Annotated in this window: 16 protein-coding genes and 1 pseudogene; 11 read left to right on the plus strand and 6 right to left on the minus strand. The window is 38.8% G+C overall.

The genetic code is table 11. From position 1 onward, the window contains the following. The first annotated feature begins 12 nt into the window (after positions 1-12). The 6 genes from ACQ5H4_RS21900 (at position 13) to ACQ5H4_RS21925 (ending at position 10,464) form a co-directional block, all read left to right on the plus strand. Entirely contained in the window at positions 13-3,795 is a 3,783-nt protein-coding gene (locus tag ACQ5H4_RS21900; protein ID WP_430777007.1) for a GH32 C-terminal domain-containing protein, read from the plus strand. Between the two features lie 173 nt (positions 3,796-3,968). Next, positions 3,969-4,988 (plus strand): LacI family DNA-binding transcriptional regulator, encoded by a 1,020-nt coding sequence (locus ACQ5H4_RS21905; protein WP_430777008.1) that lies wholly within the window; start codon positions 3,969-3,971, stop codon positions 4,986-4,988. 140 nt (positions 4,989-5,128) lie between these two features. Further along, positions 5,129-7,228 (plus strand): amylo-alpha-1,6-glucosidase, encoded by a 2,100-nt coding sequence (locus tag ACQ5H4_RS21910; protein WP_430777009.1) that lies wholly within the window; start codon positions 5,129-5,131, stop codon positions 7,226-7,228. Between the two features lie 76 nt (positions 7,229-7,304). Next, a complete protein-coding gene (locus ACQ5H4_RS21915) occupies positions 7,305-8,570 on the plus strand; it encodes an ABC transporter substrate-binding protein (RefSeq protein ID WP_430777010.1) in 1,266 nt (421 codons plus the stop codon). A gap of 152 nt (positions 8,571-8,722) precedes the next feature. Beyond that, positions 8,723-9,622, plus strand: coding sequence for a carbohydrate ABC transporter permease (locus ACQ5H4_RS21920; protein ID WP_430777011.1), 900 nt, complete (start codon positions 8,723-8,725; stop codon positions 9,620-9,622). Between the two features lie 17 nt (positions 9,623-9,639). Beyond that, the gene (locus ACQ5H4_RS21925) at positions 9,640-10,464 is read left to right on the plus strand and encodes a carbohydrate ABC transporter permease (protein WP_430777012.1); all 825 of its coding nucleotides are present in this window, start codon (positions 9,640-9,642) and stop codon (positions 10,462-10,464) included. A gap of 83 nt (positions 10,465-10,547) precedes the next feature. Here ACQ5H4_RS21925 and ACQ5H4_RS21930 read toward each other — a convergent pair whose 3' ends face one another. The 3 genes from ACQ5H4_RS21930 to ACQ5H4_RS21940 are packed head-to-tail and all read right to left on the minus strand — an operon-like array spanning position 10,548 to position 12,288. Beyond that, positions 10,548-11,684 carry a zinc-dependent alcohol dehydrogenase gene (locus ACQ5H4_RS21930; RefSeq protein ID WP_430777013.1) on the minus strand — a complete coding sequence of 379 codons (1,137 nt, stop codon included), beginning with the start codon at positions 11,682-11,684 and terminating at the stop codon, positions 10,548-10,550. A 19-nt stretch (positions 11,685-11,703) separates the two neighbouring features. Next, complete coding sequence (locus tag ACQ5H4_RS21935) at positions 11,704-12,063, minus strand: spore coat protein (RefSeq protein ID WP_430777014.1); 360 nt, start codon at positions 12,061-12,063, stop codon at positions 11,704-11,706. 15 nt (positions 12,064-12,078) lie between these two features. After that, on the minus strand, positions 12,079-12,288 hold the full coding sequence (locus ACQ5H4_RS21940) for a spore coat protein (protein ID WP_430777015.1): 210 nt from the start codon (positions 12,286-12,288) through the stop codon (positions 12,079-12,081). A 143-nt stretch (positions 12,289-12,431) separates the two neighbouring features. On the opposite strand from ACQ5H4_RS21940, the gene ACQ5H4_RS21945 reads away from it, so the two are divergent. Further along, positions 12,432-12,638: a hypothetical protein gene (locus ACQ5H4_RS21945; RefSeq protein ID WP_430777016.1), complete on the plus strand. Its 207-nt coding sequence runs from the start codon at positions 12,432-12,434 to the stop codon at positions 12,636-12,638. Continuing rightward, a complete protein-coding gene (locus tag ACQ5H4_RS21950) occupies positions 12,635-12,943 on the plus strand; it encodes a spore coat protein (protein WP_430777017.1) in 309 nt (102 codons plus the stop codon). The genes ACQ5H4_RS21945 and ACQ5H4_RS21950 overlap by 4 nt, the downstream gene beginning before the upstream one ends. A gap of 334 nt (positions 12,944-13,277) precedes the next feature. Here the strand turns inward: ACQ5H4_RS21950 and ACQ5H4_RS21955 are convergent, their stop codons facing one another. Continuing rightward, the gene (locus ACQ5H4_RS21955) at positions 13,278-14,114 is read right to left on the minus strand and encodes a sulfurtransferase (RefSeq protein ID WP_430777018.1); all 837 of its coding nucleotides are present in this window, start codon (positions 14,112-14,114) and stop codon (positions 13,278-13,280) included. Positions 14,115-14,785: 671 nt separating this feature from the next. Here ACQ5H4_RS21955 and ACQ5H4_RS21960 point away from each other — a divergent pair. Then, positions 14,786-15,193 (plus strand): annotated as a pseudogene (locus ACQ5H4_RS21960) (cupin domain-containing protein); the annotation flags it as partial. 78 nt (positions 15,194-15,271) lie between these two features. Here the strand turns inward: ACQ5H4_RS21960 and ACQ5H4_RS21965 are convergent. After that, positions 15,272-15,625: a hypothetical protein gene (locus tag ACQ5H4_RS21965; protein ID WP_430777019.1), complete on the minus strand. Its 354-nt coding sequence runs from the start codon at positions 15,623-15,625 to the stop codon at positions 15,272-15,274. A gap of 201 nt (positions 15,626-15,826) precedes the next feature. On the opposite strand from ACQ5H4_RS21965, the gene ACQ5H4_RS21970 reads away from it, so the two are divergent. Beyond that, the gene (locus tag ACQ5H4_RS21970) at positions 15,827-16,153 is read left to right on the plus strand and encodes a hypothetical protein (protein ID WP_430777020.1); all 327 of its coding nucleotides are present in this window, start codon (positions 15,827-15,829) and stop codon (positions 16,151-16,153) included. Positions 16,154-16,197: 44 nt separating this feature from the next. Here the strand turns inward: ACQ5H4_RS21970 and ACQ5H4_RS21975 are convergent, their stop codons facing one another. Beyond that, positions 16,198-16,320: a hypothetical protein gene (locus tag ACQ5H4_RS21975; RefSeq protein ID WP_430777021.1), complete on the minus strand. Its 123-nt coding sequence runs from the start codon at positions 16,318-16,320 to the stop codon at positions 16,198-16,200. A 104-nt stretch (positions 16,321-16,424) separates the two neighbouring features. Here ACQ5H4_RS21975 and ACQ5H4_RS21980 point away from each other — a divergent pair, with 104 nt between their 5' ends. Beyond that, positions 16,425-16,751: a hypothetical protein gene (locus ACQ5H4_RS21980; protein ID WP_430777022.1), complete on the plus strand. Its 327-nt coding sequence runs from the start codon at positions 16,425-16,427 to the stop codon at positions 16,749-16,751. The last annotated feature ends 153 nt before the right edge of the window (positions 16,752-16,904 follow it).

The raw sequence follows: 16,904 nt of genomic DNA on the forward strand, positions 1-16,904 counted from the left end.
AGAGGGGAAAGGATGAAACCAACTTTCATAAAAAAGGCTTCTGTATTTTTTGTAGCTGTACTACTTGCTTCCTCAGTAGGAACTTTTACTATTCACCCTACGGCAGGATGGGCAACCGAATCGAAGGAGGGTGCAACCATTTTAGAAAGTGGATTACAAGCAAATACGAATCTAACAGGCTGGCAAGTGAAAGGGAAAGGGTCATTAGAAGACACACAGCAGGGATTGTTGCTGACCTCAGAACCCAATGAGAATGTAATGGCTATCTCAAGTGTTACTTCTCAAGATTTTATTTATGAAGCAGATATAAAAGTTATTGATATGAACGCAGATGCGACGTTAGTGTTTCGTTCCAATGAAGATGGTTGGGACTCCTATATGCTCCAAATTGTGCCGAATGCAGGAATGATTCGACTCCGGGATGCACGTGACGAAACGAGATTAAAAGAAGAATATCCAGTCACGCTTCAAGAGGGGGGAATCTATCATCTGAAGGTGAAGGTGGTAGAAGACAATATCAAGGTCTATTGGGGTAATAAATATGAGCCCGTTATTGATGTAAACAATATCACCTATGAGAAGGGTTTACTTGGACTGAACGTCTGGGATGGTTCTGCATTGTTTCAAAATGTAAAGGTGAGTGAGCTTTCTACTAATCTAGGTTCGCCTCTAGTTAAGGAAGGAACTTGGGAACCTTCCATTCAAGGGTTAAAAGGAAGTGCTGTTGATGGTATAAAAGCCAAAACTATTTTTCATACGAGTGAAAGTGACTTTGTTCTTGAAGGAAATATATCCTTTGAAGAGCAACAATCAGAAGCAGCACTCGCCTTTCGAACAAATGAACATGGAACAGAGGGATATGAGGCTGTACTAATTAAGGCAGGAAACATGGTTAAAGCACAAATGAAGAGGATGGATGGTACGATTCTGAAAACCTCTGAAATGGCGTATCCTTCCCAAGAAGGTAGCAAACATCATCTAGAGGTTATTGCAAACGGCGATCAAATCGAGCTGTATGTGGATGGATATTCAGAGGCAGCTGTAGAGATTTCGGATAAAAACTATTCAACCGGATTGGTAGGATTCACGGTAACCTCTGGGTCTGCTGCCTTCCAAGACGTGTATATGGTTCCAACTACAAGCTATTATAAAGAAAAATATCGTCCGGATTATCATTATACTCCAGCTCGTGGCTCAGTTAGTGACCCGAACGGGCTTGTCTATTACGAAGGTGAATATCATTTATTCCACCAAGATGGCGGGACCTGGGCTCATGCTGTAAGTACGGATTTGGTAAACTGGAAACGACTTCCTATCGCGCTACCGTGGAATGATCACGGTCATGTTTGGTCCGGTTCAGCTATTGCGGATACGAATAATGCTTCTGGTCTCTTCACTCATACGGGTGGAAAAGGGCTAATTGCATACTACACTTCGTTTAATCCGGATGGGTGGAATGGCAACCAACGAATTGGTCTAGCATATAGCACGGATCAGGGACGAACTTGGAAATATTCAACAGAACACCCGATTGTGATTGAAAATCCAGGTAAGAATGGGGACGACCCGGGTGGCTGGGACTTCCGTGATCCGAAGGTGGTACGGGATGAGGCCAATAATCGGTGGGTGATGGTTGTATCAGGAGGAGATCATATTCGTTTCTTTACGTCCACCAATTTAATAGATTGGACACTTACGGATAATTTCGGATATGGAGATTATGTTCGTGGGGGCGTGTGGGAATGCCCTGATCTGTTTGAGCTTCAGGTAGACGGGACAGGAGAGAAAAAGTGGGTTCTCATGATCAGCACGGGAGCAAATCCGAAGACGCAAGGCTCTGATGCAGAGTATTTTATAGGGCATTTAACGGCTGATGGAAAATTCGTCAATGACAATGCGGCAGGAAAAGTGCTAAAAACAGATTATGGGAAAGAGTTTTACGCATCCATGTCCTTTGCCAATATGCCAGATAACCGTCGTGTGATGATGGCATGGATGACAAACTGGGATTATCCATTTGCTTTTCCAACGATTGGTTGGAAGGGTGAGTTGTCGATACCGAGGGAAGTTAGATTGGTGAAAACGGAGGAAGGAATCAGACTCGCACAAGCTCCAATTAAGGAACTGCAGTCCATTCGAAACACTATCTTTGAGACACAGAACAAAGTTATCCATCAAACCAATGCTTCGAACCTGCTAAAAGGACTTTCTTCAGGAGCATTTGAGATTGAAGCGGAAATTGAAATACCATCTAATAGCCCTACAACTGAATTTGGTTTTCAAGTTCGCGAAGGTGCGGAGGAAAAAACAGTTGTAGGTTACAAAACAGCGGAAAATCAAATATTTGTTAATCGTGCAGAATCAGGAGAGACGGATTTCTCTAGCTCTTTTTCTACTTTACATGAAGCGCCATTAAAGCCAGAAAATGAGCGCATCAAACTGAATATTTTTGTAGATGATTCATCCATTGAAGTATTTGCAAATGATGGAAAAGTTGTTTTTTCTGATGTTATTTTTCCCGATCCATCCAGTCGTAGCATGAGCTTTTACACGAAGGGTGGAGAAGTGAATGTACGCTCCTTAAAAGTCCATTCTCTTGCTAACACTTGGACGGAAGGCAATACTGAGACTACAAAAATTGTCATGGATACGAAACAAAGAGAGATGAGCAAGGGTGATGAACTTACTTTATTCGCATCCATGGATACTGGAAAAGGAAAAGGTACGCATCCAATTAAATGGGAATCTAGCAACCCGAATATAGTAAAGATTGCCTCCTCAACTAACTCCAAGGCAGTACTTAAAGCCGGTGGGAAAGGAGAAGCGGTTATTACCGCCTTTACCTCAAATGGAAAAACTTCTGAAAGTGTTGTTGTGAGGGTATTTGAAGGGGAGTTTTATACGAATCTTTCAGGATGGAAGTCAGATATCTCTGCTTCCAAATGGACCGTCACAGAAAACGGTATTCGTGGAACATATACAAGTGATGCCAATTATGTCGCTAGTGAATCGGCTGGAGACTTTACGTATGAAGCTGATATGATGCTGGGTGAATCAGGTGGAGCGGGGTCCATTTTGTTCAGGGCTAGTGAAGACGGAAGAAGCGGATACTACTTCAATCTTGATCCGAATATGAAAGCTTTTCGTCTGTTTTACAAAATAGATGGTCGCTTTGAAGATCGGATGGTTATAGGGAGAGTACCCGCTTTTATACAAACTGGAAAAACGTATAAGGTAAAAATTGAAGCAAAAGGCCCTTACATTCTGATCACAGTAGATGGACAAAAAATCATAGATATAAAGGATGGCACCTTTGCAGAAGGATATTTTGGCGTCAATGTATTTGGAGGTCAAGCCTCTTATCAGAATGTGAAAGTTAGCCAAATGACAGAGGCAACCTTAATGAAAATAAGCTTTACAAATCAAGCAACAGGTCAAGCAATTTATACGGCAACGTCACAAAATGGAGAGCCAGTGACTGTATCCGACTCAAATAATGCAACAAATTGGACGTTGGTTCCGACTGGTGATGAGTATGGTTCGTATTCGATCCGAACCGAGGGTGGCAAAGCACTTGATTATGATACAGGCCAAAATAAAATACAGCTATACGATTATCTTGGCTATCATAATCAGCGTTGGATTCTTTCAAAAAATGATAACGGAACCTTGAAAATTACTTCTGTTCATAACGGAAAGGCAATTGAAATATCGAAAGACGGACGTTTGATCCTCAATGATTGGACGCCTGAAGAAGAGGGGCAGCAGTGGATCAGTTCTACCGGGATAAAGTAATAAAATAAGTAGTATATGAAAACCGACCTCTTTTCGTAAAAAAGGTCGGTTTTTGTTGGTTCATATTTGTTTAGTTTTGATGTCTAAAAGAATTTATAAAAAAACATTGAAAACGGTTGCGTAATTTAGTATTCTACATGTACAGATATTTCCGAAACGTTTTGGAGGATTGTATGGCTACAACAATTAAAGATATAGCAAAAGCAGCTGGAGTATCTGTGACTACAGTTTCCAGAGCATTAAATGGTTATTCAGATGTTAGTGAGAAAACAAGGAAAAAGATTATGACTCTTGCAAAGGAGCTAAATTACAGTCCTAATACTCTCGCAAGAGGACTTGTAATGAATGTCTCCAAAACAATTGGTTTATTAGTATCCGGTTTGAACCGGGAAAGTGAAAAGGACCAAATTATTTTTTCTATCCTATCAGGAATCAACTCGTCTGCGTCAGAGAGTGACTATGATTTAGTGGTCTTTAACACGAATTCTTCCAAGCAACGTGAAAAGACGTACACTCAACTTTGCAGAGAACGAAGGGTAGATGGAGTCATCATTCAAGGAATTAAAACAGATGATCCGTATCTGTTGGAAGTTGTTGAAAGTGATATTCCCTGTGTGTTGATTGATATTCCTGTTCACTCCGATAATGTTGGTTACGTCACAACTGATAATGTGGCAGGAGCTAAAAAAGCAGTTGAGCATCTGATCGAGCTTGGACATCGAAATATCGCTATGATTAATGGGCACAGTAAAGCTTTTGTTAGCAAAAAACGCTTTGAAGGCTATAAAACGGCATTAGAGGAGTCCAATATACCAGTGAAGCAAGAGTGGATTTATGATGGTAAGTTTGAAGAATATTCAGCTTCAGTCGTAGCGAAGGAACTTCTAATAAAACATCCAGATATTAGTGCTATTTTTTGTGCAAGTGATTTAATGGCATTAGGTGTTATTACATCTGCGAAAGAATTGGGATTGCGAGTACCAGAGGATGTTTCAATTGTAGGATACGATGATATCTTACTTGCTTCCTATGCGACACCACCTTTAACGACGATTTCACAAAATTTTTATCAGTTAGGCTTCCAAGCAGGTCAGCTATTAACTAATATGCTTGATGGGAAAACGGAACCACAGGTCATAACGCTAGGAACGAAATTAGTTGTAAGAGGGTCAACCACAACAAAAAGCTTCTAGGGGATGGAGTTTTTTGGTCCCTATTTCCCGAAACGTTTAAGTAACTTTTTTAGTTTTTTTCCGAAACGTTTCGGTAAAAATATTTCTATACAAAATCCGAAACGTTTTGGAAAAATGATGAACATCATAAGGAGGTCAACATGGATTACCGAGTGATTAAAGAGGACGATTTATTTTTACTAACAGATGAAAAAGGTGATATTCCAGTCGATCACATGTATGGATTAGGACTGTATACGAAGGACACTCGTTTTCTTAGTAAGCTAAAGTTATTTATCAATGGAGAAGAGCCCATCCTTCTAGCATCAGAGGCAGCGGAAAATTATTTGGCCAAAATCATGTTAACCAACCCACATATAGAAAAAGATGGAGCACTCATCCTGTGGAGAGAATCTGTAGAAATTGAAAGAACTCGTTTCATTACTAAAGGAATCCTTTATGAAACGATTCGCCTGAAAAATTATTTCCCTAAATCCATAGAATTCGATTTATCAGTCGAACTTGATGTTGATTTCAAAGATATGTTTATTGTGAGAGGCTTTCAATCAGGTAAGGTGGGAAAAAGGATTGGCCAGAAAGTGGAAAATCATTCAATGACTTTTTCTTATATTGGAGCAGATGACGTTGAACGCCACACAAAGGTTACCTGGGACAAAACAGCAAAGGAAATTGATCAAGCTGGGCGTGTAACCTTCCACTTTAACCTAGAGCATGAACAAGAAGAAACAATACAATTAATTATTCGTCCAGAAGTGGGATCACCGTCTAATGAACAACTTCTTACAAAGGAAGAGGCATTGCGACAGTTAAAAGATTCCTATCATAAGTGGGAAGAGGCTACGACTAAAGTAGAGACAGATTATGTACCCCTTCAAAAGTTAATTGATCGTGGCATCGGAGACCTTCGGGTTTTACTTACAGACTTAGGATATGGCTTATTTCCAGTAGCAGGCCTTCCTTGGTTCGGTGTTCCGTTTGGGCGTGATAGTTTAATTGCTGCCCTACAAATGCTCTCTTTTAACCCCGAGATAGCGAAAGGAACACTTCGGACCCTAGCAGACTATCAAGGTACAAAAGTAGATCCTTGGAGAGATGAGCAGCCAGGGAAAATCATGCATGAAATCCGCTTCGGGGAATTAGCGAACACCAACCAAATTCCATTTACTCCTTATTACGGGACCATTGATGCGACACCATTATTCCTCATTTTATTAACGGAATATGTGAACTGGACAGGAGATTTTGAGTTTGTAGAGGAAATGCAGGAAGTAATTGAAAACGCTTTAACTTGGATTGATGAGTATGGAGACAGAGATGGAGATCTATTCGTGGAATATCATCAAGAATCAAGTAAGGGGATTGCGAATCAAGGTTGGAAGGATTCTGGGGACTCCATCGTCCACCGGGACGGAGAGTATGCAAAAACACCCATTGCTCTTGCTGAAGTACAGGGCTATGTTTTCCAAGCAAAGATGGGAATAGCTAATCTTTATGAATCTACCGGTAAAGTCGATATTGCTGCCACTCTTCGGGAACAGGCGCAACAGCTAAAAATAAAGTTTGATCAAGAGTTTTGGATGGAAGATGTAGGTTTCTACGCTATTGCTCTAGATGAGAATAAAAAGCAGGTTGGTACGATTACTTCCAACCCAGGACATGTGTTACAAGCGGGGATGCTTGATGAAGAAAGAACAAAAGCAGTCGTAAATACACTCGTTTCCGCGAAATTGTTTTCAGGATATGGAATCCGTACAATGGGTGAGGGAGAAGCGGGTTATAACCCAATTAGCTATCATGATGGAAGTGTGTGGCCACATGATAACAGCATGATTCTCCTTGGTATGAGTAAAGCAGGTTATCAAGAACAAGCCAATAAGGTGATTGATGGGTTAATTTCAGCATCCAACTTCTTTGAATATGAGCGCTTGCCAGAGCTTTTCTGCGGGTACTCTGATTCAATTGGTAAACCAGTGAAATACCCAGTAGCTTGCTCTCCACAAGCATGGGCAGCAGGTGCACCACTAGTATTTATACAAACGCTATTAGGTCTGTTTCCTGATGGCATTAATAAGGAGATTACTATTTCTCCTAAACTATTAAGCGGGATGAATATGCTAACGGCGAAGAACATTCGTGTAGGTGGAGGAACTTTATCTCTACAGGTTATGAGAAAACAGGATGAAGAATACGAGATTACTATATTGGAAAATTCATCAGGGTATCTAGCTGTCTGTAAATAGAAATTAATTTTTACTTTTTGTCCCTTCAAGGGATCCCTTTTTATTAATAAAACCTAGATTGAAAGGAGATTTTAAAATGAAATCAAAAAAATGGCTTTCAGCACTTGGTGTTACTTCTTTATTATTGGCAGGAGTTTTATCTGGATGTAGTAGCGATGATGCTTCTAGTAAGGAAGGAAATGGATCTACAGAGGATGGAAAAAAAATAGAGGTTAGCCTTGCTGGTTGGGGTGGAAATCCAACGGAGGAAAAACTATTAAAGCAGACTCTTGATGATTTTGAAAAGAAACACCCAGATATTGATGTGAAGTACGAAGTGATTTCAGAGCAGTACATGGATGTGATGAAAACACGTTTAGTGGGTGGAGAGGCAGCAGATGTGTTCTATTTAGATGCCTTTGAAGCACCTGCCCTTATTGAAACAGGTGTCATTCAACCACTTGATGAGTTTATCACAGAAGATTTTGATGTCGAAGATTTTGAGAAACCATTAGCAGAAGCATTCGTTGTTGACGGGAAGACGTATGGTTTCCCAAAAGATTACTCTACTCTCGCCTTATTTTATAACAAAAAGATGCTCGCAGATGCAGGTGTAGAAGTTCCTAAAACGATGGAAGAATTCCGTGAAGCTGCTAAGAAGTTAACTAAAGACGGTGTATATGGATTCGGCGTTGCACCTGAATTAGCTCGTATGTATTGGTTAGCAGAGTCCCAAGGGGGAGAAGTGGTAAAGGATAACAAAGCGAACTTTGCTTCCTCTGATGTTGTTGAAGCCCTTCAGCCAATTATTGAAATGCATAACGTGGATAAAACAGCTGTGGAGCCAAAAGAAGTGGGAGTAAACTGGGGAGGAGAAATCTTCGGACAAGAAAAAGCAGCTATGGTTATTGAAGGGAACTGGGCCATTCCATTCCTTGCAGATACTTTCCCTGATGTAGAGTATGGAACAGCTGAACTTCCAGCGGTGGATGGTGAGAAATCAACTATGGCATACTCAGTTGCTTACGTTATGAATGCTCAATCTGAGAAAAAAGAGGCTGCATGGAAGCTTATTTCTTACCTTACTGGTAAGGAAGGGATGAAGACTTGGACGAGTAAAGGATATGCTCTTCCAACACGTAAGTCTGTGGCTGCTGAGCTAGGCTATGATAAGGATGAACTTCGTACGGCTCTAGTTGCTGGTGCTTCTTATGCTACGGTTTGGTCAAAAGGTACCAATCTGCCAATTATTATGAACAACTTCAATAATCAATTCTTAAGTGCGTTCTTAGGTCAGGCTGATCTTGCTGATGCATTGAAAGAAGCAGAAAAACAAGCAAATAGTGAAATTGATGCTAAGTAAGTAAACCAGATTTCATAGAGGAAGGAGAGTCTTCCTTCCTCTACATTTAAAAGTCTGTAGAATTCGTTCTGTTTATGTGCACAAACATAGGTGGAACGAGTTCTGACAGCCAGAACATTCATTTTAAGAAGAAGAAAAGGAGTGGAGTGGGAATGACCAAGAAGTTTTCCAGAAAAGCTCTCCGCGAAATAGGACAGGGTTATACCTTTATGTTTCCTGCTTTAATTGTATTAGGACTTTTTATCATCGGGCCAATCTTTTATACTATTTTTCTATCATTTCATAAGGTTCAATTATTAGGAAATGCCACGTTTGATTTTGTTGCATTTGAAAATTTCACGAGAATCCTGGAGGATACCAGGGCAAAAATTGCACTTTGGAACACATTTAAGTACGTTGTCATTGTTGTTCCATGCCAGACAATATTAGCGCTAGTATTAGCAGCAACATTAAACGCAGGATTAAAAGGTCAAACTTTCTTTCGAATTGTCTACTTTTTACCTACCCTTACATCATCTGCTGTACTTACTTTAATCTTTATGTGGATGTATAACAAAGATGGTTTAATCAATAATATCTTGGATTTCGTTGGTCTTCCTACCTATAATTTTTTAGGAGATCCTTCTATTGCGTTGAATGCAATTATGTTCATGAATATATGGTCTACTGCTCCATTTTTTATGGTGATATACTTAGCAGCCCTTCAGGATATTCCTGAATCGTTATATGAAGCAGCCAAACTAGATGGAGCCAATGTGTTCCATAGGTTTTGGAACATTACCGTTCCAAATTTGAGACCTGTAACTTCCTTTGTAGTCATTATGGGTATCATCGGAACGTTTCAATTATTCGATCAATCGTATATCTTCTCCGCCGGCTCTGGTGGACCAGACAATTCAACTTTAACCGTGGTACTTCTTGTGTACCAATATGCCTTTAAGACGCTCGGAACGATGGGATATGCAGCAGCACTAGCGTTCCTGTTGGCATTTGTTATTTTAGTAGCCACTTTGCTACAACGTAAATTTTCAAAAGAGGAATCACTATACTAAGAAAGGGAGGCAGGGGTATGAAGAAAAATAAGGTTGGAAAGACCATTTTATATATTATTTTAGGCCTTTATGCAATAACAACTCTAGTCCCGTTTTTGTGGGCACTATCTTCATCCTTTAAAACGCTACAAGAGATCGTTTCTGGATCGATGTCATTTATCCCGAAAAATTTTACTCTTGAAAATTATAAACAAATTTTTATTGAACAAGAGCATTTTCCAAGATGGATGTTTAATAGCTTGTTTATTGCTGGAGTAGGGACTTTCTTAAATTTAATTTTTAACTCAATGGCTGGATATGCACTTGCTCGTCTAACATTTCCAGGTAAAAAAGCATTGTTCATCATTATTTTAGGGGTACTTATGATTCCTGCACAAGTAACGATGATTCCAAACTATTTAATTTTAAAAGAATTAGGGTGGTTAAATTCTTACCAAGGAATGATTGTACCAGGCATGATTAATGCAACTTATATTTTTATGATGAGACAGTTCTTTATAAACTTTCCGAAAGAGCTGGAGGAAGCGGCTGAGATAGATGGCTTAGGTAAGTTCGGAACATTTTTTAGAGTGGTGTTGCCACTGGCAAAGCCAGCACTAGCTGCACAATCGATCTTTATTTTTATGGGGTTTTGGAACGATTTTATGAGACCTCTGATCGTGATAACTGATATTGAAATGTTTACCCTACCACTAGGCTTGAATACCTTTAAAGGACAATTCGTTAGCTATTGGAACTATATCATGGCTGCATCCATGGTATTTACCCTACCTGTATTATTGTTATATACTTTCTTTAACCGTTACTTTATTAAAGGCATTTCATTTACAGGTGGAAAATAACAATGAGGACGTTGATCCAGAGGGGTTAACGTCCGTTTTATTGAAAGGAAAAACCCAGTATAAACTGAACTGGGCAATTGCTTTTATGGCTTTAATATTACTTTTATACAATCTTCTGTTTTTGTATCAAAGACTTCATACCCATGCTTTGCTTGGTCTAGTGGAATCACATGGGTAACAATATCGCTCGGGTCAACCGTTCCTTTTGAAAAAAGGTCGTATAAGAATGGCATATATGGAATAACAGGAGCCTGGCCAGTTTTGATATCAATATTTCGGTTCATGATATCTCCAAGTGGGAATCCATTATAACGACCGCCATATACACCTGTTATTTGTATCGTTCCGGCTTTCCGGACTGCTTGAGTGGCCATTACAAGTGCGCCCATCGCTCCTCCCTGAAGTTTAAGACCGCTTGCAAGAAATTCCATTGGTGTCCACTTTCCATCCATTCCTACAGCATCGATGACCACATCGGCTCCACCTTTTGTTATTTCTTTTAAGTATTCACCCGTGTTTTCATGCTGTTCAAAATTGACGATTTCAACTTTGTTTGTACGTTTGGCATGCTGTAGACGGTAGTCTATATAATCAACAGCAATGACTCTTTTAGCCCCTTTATACCATGCGAATTTCTGAGCTAATAAACCAACAGGTCCACAGCCAAGAATAATGACGGTGTCACCTTCTTTTACACCAGCGTGATCAACAGACCAATAGGCAGTAGAAGCTGCATCAGCTAATAGAACAAGTTTTTCATCTTCAACTTCACAATCCTCTGGAATTTTAAAAGGTGTAAAATTTCCGTAAGGCACCCTCATATATTCAGCTTGTCCACCTGCGTAGCCACCTGTGTTTTCGGAGTACCCAAAAAATCCACCCATATCTCCGTGTGGATTGGAATTATCGCATTGACTTGTAAGATCATGATTGCAATACCAACAAGTACCACAGCTCACATTAAAAGGAATGATCACCCGGTCCCCTTTTTTTAAGTTTCTTACACCTGGTCCAGTCTCCTCTACGACGCCCATCGGTTCATGACCAATGACAAAATCGGTAGGTGTATTAGGAATCATTCCATGAATTAGATGAAGATCTGAACCACAAATAGCAGAGGAGGTAACTTTTACAATGATATCGTCCGAATTTTTAATAGTGGGATCTTTTACTTCTCTAACTTCCACATTTTTTATTCCTTGATAAGTAACGGCCTTCATTTTAAAAAAACCCCTCCTTCTATTGGTTAGGTGTAGCAAACATGCCGCCTCTGTCTGTATCTAATGGGAAAAGCTCCATTTGTCCAATTTGAACAGCAGTTTCGGCGCCTTTCATATCGACCTTGTATTGCTCGTTAAAGTCATGAGGATGTAGCCACTTATTTTTGATCATCAATTCAGAAATTTCTCCATGTAAGTCAATGGCTGCCTCGAGTTGTTTTGTTAATACCCTTCTTAATTCAGGACTTGCGGTTTCTGTAATCGCGAATCCATAATTTCGAATACCATTTTTAACCGATAATAAAAAATCCATGGCAAAGGTTGAGTCGGCTAAATTCGGCATACCCTCAGCGTTTCTTGGGTCTAAATAATCTTGCATCTTTTCACCTCCAGTTTAATGAAGTACGTCACTTTGTTTATAGAAAGGAATTAATTCATTGATATCCTGAATGGATTGCTCCACATTCTTGGCCATTAATTGCTTTAACTCATTATTAAAACAAATACCCATCATTAATTTTGATCTTAATAAGCTAACCGTTTTAAAGTTAATAATTTCGTGAGTTTCTAATGTTTCATGAATGGCTAATCTTTCGTTGTTCATAATAACACCTCCATTACGAATCAACCTTATTTTCTCCATACTACTTTTCCTTTTATGCTCCTTCTGATAAAAATTACGAATGAATAGTACGTATCTGTTTGAAAATATAAAGGTGCAAATATGAATGTAATGGAGTGAAAAGAATGGTTAAATACTTAGGGTTACATGAGACGATGGATGTTCATGAGCTTCTTACTTTTAAAAGCATCAGTTTAACGAAGTCAACGACCATGAGTGCGTTAGCACAAGATGAGGATTTAAAAGCAATTCTGACAAATGATATGATAGCAGGTCAGCAACAGGTTAAAGAGTTACAGCAATTTTTGACCAATAGGGAGGAACAGCAATGAACCATTTGATTCAAAATATGGTGGGTATGGGTGGATTAACGGATCAGGTGATAGCGACAGATTTCTTGATTTCTGCCAAATCGGGGGTAAGGAATTATACGGTGGCTATTACCGAAGCTGCTACTCCTGAATTACGGTCTGTTTTAAGAGAACATTTGCGTGCTGCAATCCAAACGCACGAAAATATAACAAACTATATGGTTTCAAGAGGGTTTTATCATCCTCATAACTTGAGCGAACAATTAACGGTTGATTTTACCGCATCAGACACAGCCCTTCAATTAGCTCAACGGAAAAGTGATTAAAATAGGATAAAGGAAAGCCAAATTTATGCAGTAAAGGGGTTCATTTTCGGGTGCTTTCTAATTAGCATCCGCCTTTTCTTTATTTGTTTCTACTATTAACGTTGACATAGCAAACCCGAGTTGATAAATAAAAGGAGAAATTCCGCTTAATTAGAAATTATTGTTAAAAAAGGGTTAAATAAACGGAGAGATTCCGACTAGTGGCTCGAAAACTTCGAAAATGGGAGAGTTTGCTTTGAATAAGCGGAAACCCTCCCCTTATTTTACCCCAGAACGAGCTCCATTCTGAATCTAACCGGAAAAGCTCCGCTTATTTCTTTTGCTAATTCCTCAATTAAGACATCTTTTTTATCTCATTTTCTTCATAAGAAATCCAGTCGCTAAAGCTACCTAGATACAGTTTCACATGTTCAAAGCCTGCTTCTTTTAAAGCTAGGAAATTGGGAACAGCCGTTACTCCCGACCCACAATAAACGATCAATTCCTTTTCAGATTCTATATCTGAAAACCTCTCTTTTTGATCTTCAATAGTATGGTAGTACCCATCATGAAGTCCTTCCATCCAAGGCTTATTAATAGCACCTGGAATATGGCCTTTCTTCTTATCAATGGGCTCTTCTATTCCTAAGTATCTTTTGTTCTCACGAGAGTCAATCAAAACGATGTTTGGTTGCTTTCCAGATACAACTTCTTGGACCTCTATTACGTCAGCCAATAAATTAGGCTGTAGGTCAACAAAGAAAGTCGATTTTTCAAAATCAGGTACATCAGCACTAGTTGGGTAATTGGCTTTTGTCCAATTTTTATATCCTCCATCAAGTACATATACTTTTTTATGTCCTAGATATGACAGCATCCACCATAACCTTGCAGCATAGGCTCCTTCACCGTTATCATAAGCGACAATGGTTGTTTCTTGATCAATGCCTGCAGTTTCAAGTTTCTCTTTTAGTTCGTTTATGTCAGGCATAGGGTGTCTACCACCATGAATACCCACTTGTCCTGAAAGATCCTTTTCTAAATCAAAATAAACTGCTCCTGGAATATGACTGTGATCGTATTCTTGCTTTCCTAATTCAGGATTAGCAAGTGCAAAGCGGCAATCGATAATCCTAACATCTCTTTGATTCAGATTACTAAGAAGCCATTCTTTATGTACGATAAATTTCATATACAATCCTCCTCAATGTACAGTTTCTCTAAAAAACTATATCTTGAATATAACATAAATTGTTTTGTTTCAATGTATTAGTGGATGTGTCCTATTTTAATTATGTAAATAAAAGTACATTTTTCCCCCAGAGGCATATGATGGTTTATAAAATTTTGGAGGTAATGACCAACATGTATTATGTTTCCAATCCGTATTCATATCCTTACTGGGTAAATCCTTCAACTTATTCGTCCAATTATATGAATAGGAATCATGAGGAGAATATTCAACCAGTAATTGATGTCCTACTTAGTGGAATAAAAAGAGAAGCAGAAGCCATGGAGCTATATAGACAGTTAGTTCATATAGCTCCAAATGAAATGCATCAGAATGATATTTTGTATGCATTAGAAAGGAAAAAGGCCCAGCTTACACAGTTAAACAATCTCTATATTCAACTTACTGGTACTGTACCTGTATACCAACCCGAACAAATCGCTATTGATAGCTACAGAGACGGGTTGGAAAAGGCGTATGATGCTGAGGTAGAGGGATATAAAGAATATCAGAAAGGTTTTTCGCTTAATCAACATCCAATGATACAGAATGTATTTTTATGGGCATTAACGGGAGAACAAGAAAATGCTTCATGTGTTAGATTTTTAAGCGAAGAACTCTCCCCGCGAGTAACGGATTATGGAGGAAAGCCTTTTGTTGTGGATATTAATAAGGCCACCAAGCAAAACGATACCTTTCGAACAGCCATATGGACTGGAACGCATTTACAGGTAACCTTAATGAGCATTAATGTGGGAGAGGACATTGGCTTAGAAATACACCCAAATCTTGATCAGTTCCTAAGGGTTGAAGAAGGTGAAGGGATGGTTCGAATGGGAGCACAGAAGGATCAGTTAGACTTTGAGAGAAAAGTGGCTGATGATTTTGCTTTTGTGATCCCAGCGGGTACATGGCATAATGTTATCAATACGGGAAATACACCACTTAAACTTTACTCGATATATGCTCCGCCACAGCATCCATTTGGCACTATTCATAAAACGAAGGCTGATGCAATGGCAGTTGAAGAAGATCATTAAAAATCACTTAAATAAAGTCGGTAAAAAGGCATGACTAGTCTTGGTCATGCCTTTCTCTATGAAATAAAGAATCTGTTCTTATAGAAAATATTCAACCAACGCCCAACTCATAATGAATAGGAAGCCAATGGAAGCAGAAGAGTAAGTAATTAGATTTCTAAAATCCTTTTTTCCTCGCCTTACATACTCTTGATAGGTGATCTCTCCCTTAGCAAACCTTAACCCATTTTCGCTCGGTTCCACCTCATAAACATGTCCTTCGTTGTCCTGCAAAATAATTTTTGTAATGAGCTCTATCGCATTAATTTGGTTTACCTCTGCCTCTTTCTCCCCAAAATAAACGACTTTCACAGGTTGATAAATCGTATGCTTTATTATTTGTTCACTCAGCTTATATGCCTGAAATTCAAATGCATGATTCGAAACACACATAGTAAACACCTCATTATTATTATATGGTTATTCCCTCCAGAGGTGAAGAGTCCAAAACTGAAATTTAACCATTCAAATTTGAAGAATTCTTTAAAATCTCCATACTTTCTCCATGATTCTTTTCTATAGTAAGGGTGTAGTGATAGTAAAACATGAGGAAGTATTAATAAGAATAAAATTTAATAAAGGAGAAGGTGCATGATGAAAAAAACTCTAATCGCCATTACGTTAGGAGCTGGATTAATCATTGGAGGAGGTACAGGGATTTATTACGTTTCAGCCCAAGAAAGTGAAGGGATTATAAACGAAAACATGATGATGGATAGGATGGTAAACTCTGATTCCCAAATGGAAGATATGATGCATACAGACATGGAATCAATGATGAACGTTAAAAACATGAATTTCGGTCAGATGAAAGAACATATGAAGAACATGCATCCAGATTTATCTATTCAGCAATTAGAGGAACACTATAGGAATATGCACGGAACTGGGGGATCGGAAAATAGCAAGAACTTTCAATAAGAAGAAGGGTTGTCGGATGTTTCACTTCCGACAATCCTTTTCTTTTAGTCTCCTCTTCGTTCTTCAGAAGGTTCCTCATCTGGATCGGGTTCTTCTTCATCCATGTTAAAGTTAAATGGAGTGTCCATTTCTCCAGGTTGTTTAACATCTCTTATGAAATTATTCATGTGTGGTATATTTTGGATTTTTTTGTGTATAGGAGTTTTATAAGCTAGAAATCCTAAACCAAATTTTTATCAGGATGGGTACGTTTAAAAAGAGAACTCTATTAATGAAAAATGAAGCTTATATATCAGAAGAAGGTGGGGGTAAAATGAATAAGTGGATCACGTCATTTTTTCAACTAAGAAGAAATCCCTTAATTGCATTTTTCGGGAAGAAAAGAAATGGTAAAGGTTGGATATGGGGATCGTTAATAAGTTTAGGAGTTAGCGCAGCTGCCATACGGTTGAGAAGAAATAGAATGACACAATCTCCAGTTAATAACATAATGAATAATATTGATTTAGGTAAAATGAATAAAATGGGAAATTTGGCTGGATTAGCCGAAATTGCAGAAGAATTAATTCCTAATAAAGGCCCTGAAAAAACTAATTAAAAAAGCATTACTTAAAGAATAGCCATCCTTGTGATGGGTATTCTTTAAGTATTTTTATGGAAACGAAAACCCCGGGCTAGGCCCGGGGTTCCAAAAAGCTTTCAGCGTGGTATTAAAAAAACTTCCCCGTGGTGCTAAAATATTTTTGGTTCG

The organism is Bacillus coreaensis (assembly GCF_050586445.1).
In the GTDB taxonomy this organism is placed as follows: Bacteria; Bacillota; Bacilli; order Bacillales; family Cytobacillaceae; genus Robertmurraya_A; species Robertmurraya_A coreaensis.

Excerpts from the sequence above, each read along its gene's own strand:
- ACQ5H4_RS21900 (WP_430777007.1), top strand. The coding sequence starts at position 13 with ATGAAACCAACTTTCATAAAAAAGGCTTCTGTATTTTTTGTAGCTGTA.
- ACQ5H4_RS21905 (WP_430777008.1), top strand. The coding sequence starts at position 3,969 with ATGGCTACAACAATTAAAGATATAGCAAAAGCAGCTGGAGTATCTGTG.
- ACQ5H4_RS21910 (WP_430777009.1), top strand. The coding sequence starts at position 5,129 with ATGGATTACCGAGTGATTAAAGAGGACGATTTATTTTTACTAACAGAT.
- ACQ5H4_RS21915 (WP_430777010.1), top strand. The coding sequence starts at position 7,305 with ATGAAATCAAAAAAATGGCTTTCAGCACTTGGTGTTACTTCTTTATTA.
- ACQ5H4_RS21920 (WP_430777011.1), top strand. The coding sequence starts at position 8,723 with ATGACCAAGAAGTTTTCCAGAAAAGCTCTCCGCGAAATAGGACAGGGT.
- ACQ5H4_RS21925 (WP_430777012.1), top strand. The coding sequence starts at position 9,640 with ATGAAGAAAAATAAGGTTGGAAAGACCATTTTATATATTATTTTAGGC.
- ACQ5H4_RS21930 (WP_430777013.1), bottom strand. The coding sequence starts at position 11,684 with ATGAAGGCCGTTACTTATCAAGGAATAAAAAATGTGGAAGTTAGAGAA.
- ACQ5H4_RS21935 (WP_430777014.1), bottom strand. The coding sequence starts at position 12,063 with ATGCAAGATTATTTAGACCCAAGAAACGCTGAGGGTATGCCGAATTTA.
- ACQ5H4_RS21940 (WP_430777015.1), bottom strand. The coding sequence starts at position 12,288 with ATGAACAACGAAAGATTAGCCATTCATGAAACATTAGAAACTCACGAA.
- ACQ5H4_RS21945 (WP_430777016.1), top strand. The coding sequence starts at position 12,432 with ATGGTTAAATACTTAGGGTTACATGAGACGATGGATGTTCATGAGCTT.
- ACQ5H4_RS21950 (WP_430777017.1), top strand. The coding sequence starts at position 12,635 with ATGAACCATTTGATTCAAAATATGGTGGGTATGGGTGGATTAACGGAT.
- ACQ5H4_RS21955 (WP_430777018.1), bottom strand. The coding sequence starts at position 14,114 with ATGAAATTTATCGTACATAAAGAATGGCTTCTTAGTAATCTGAATCAA.
- ACQ5H4_RS21965 (WP_430777019.1), bottom strand. The coding sequence starts at position 15,625 with ATGTGTGTTTCGAATCATGCATTTGAATTTCAGGCATATAAGCTGAGT.
- ACQ5H4_RS21970 (WP_430777020.1), top strand. The coding sequence starts at position 15,827 with ATGAAAAAAACTCTAATCGCCATTACGTTAGGAGCTGGATTAATCATT.
- ACQ5H4_RS21975 (WP_430777021.1), bottom strand. The coding sequence starts at position 16,320 with ATGAATAATTTCATAAGAGATGTTAAACAACCTGGAGAAATGGACACT.
- ACQ5H4_RS21980 (WP_430777022.1), top strand. The coding sequence starts at position 16,425 with ATGAAAAATGAAGCTTATATATCAGAAGAAGGTGGGGGTAAAATGAAT.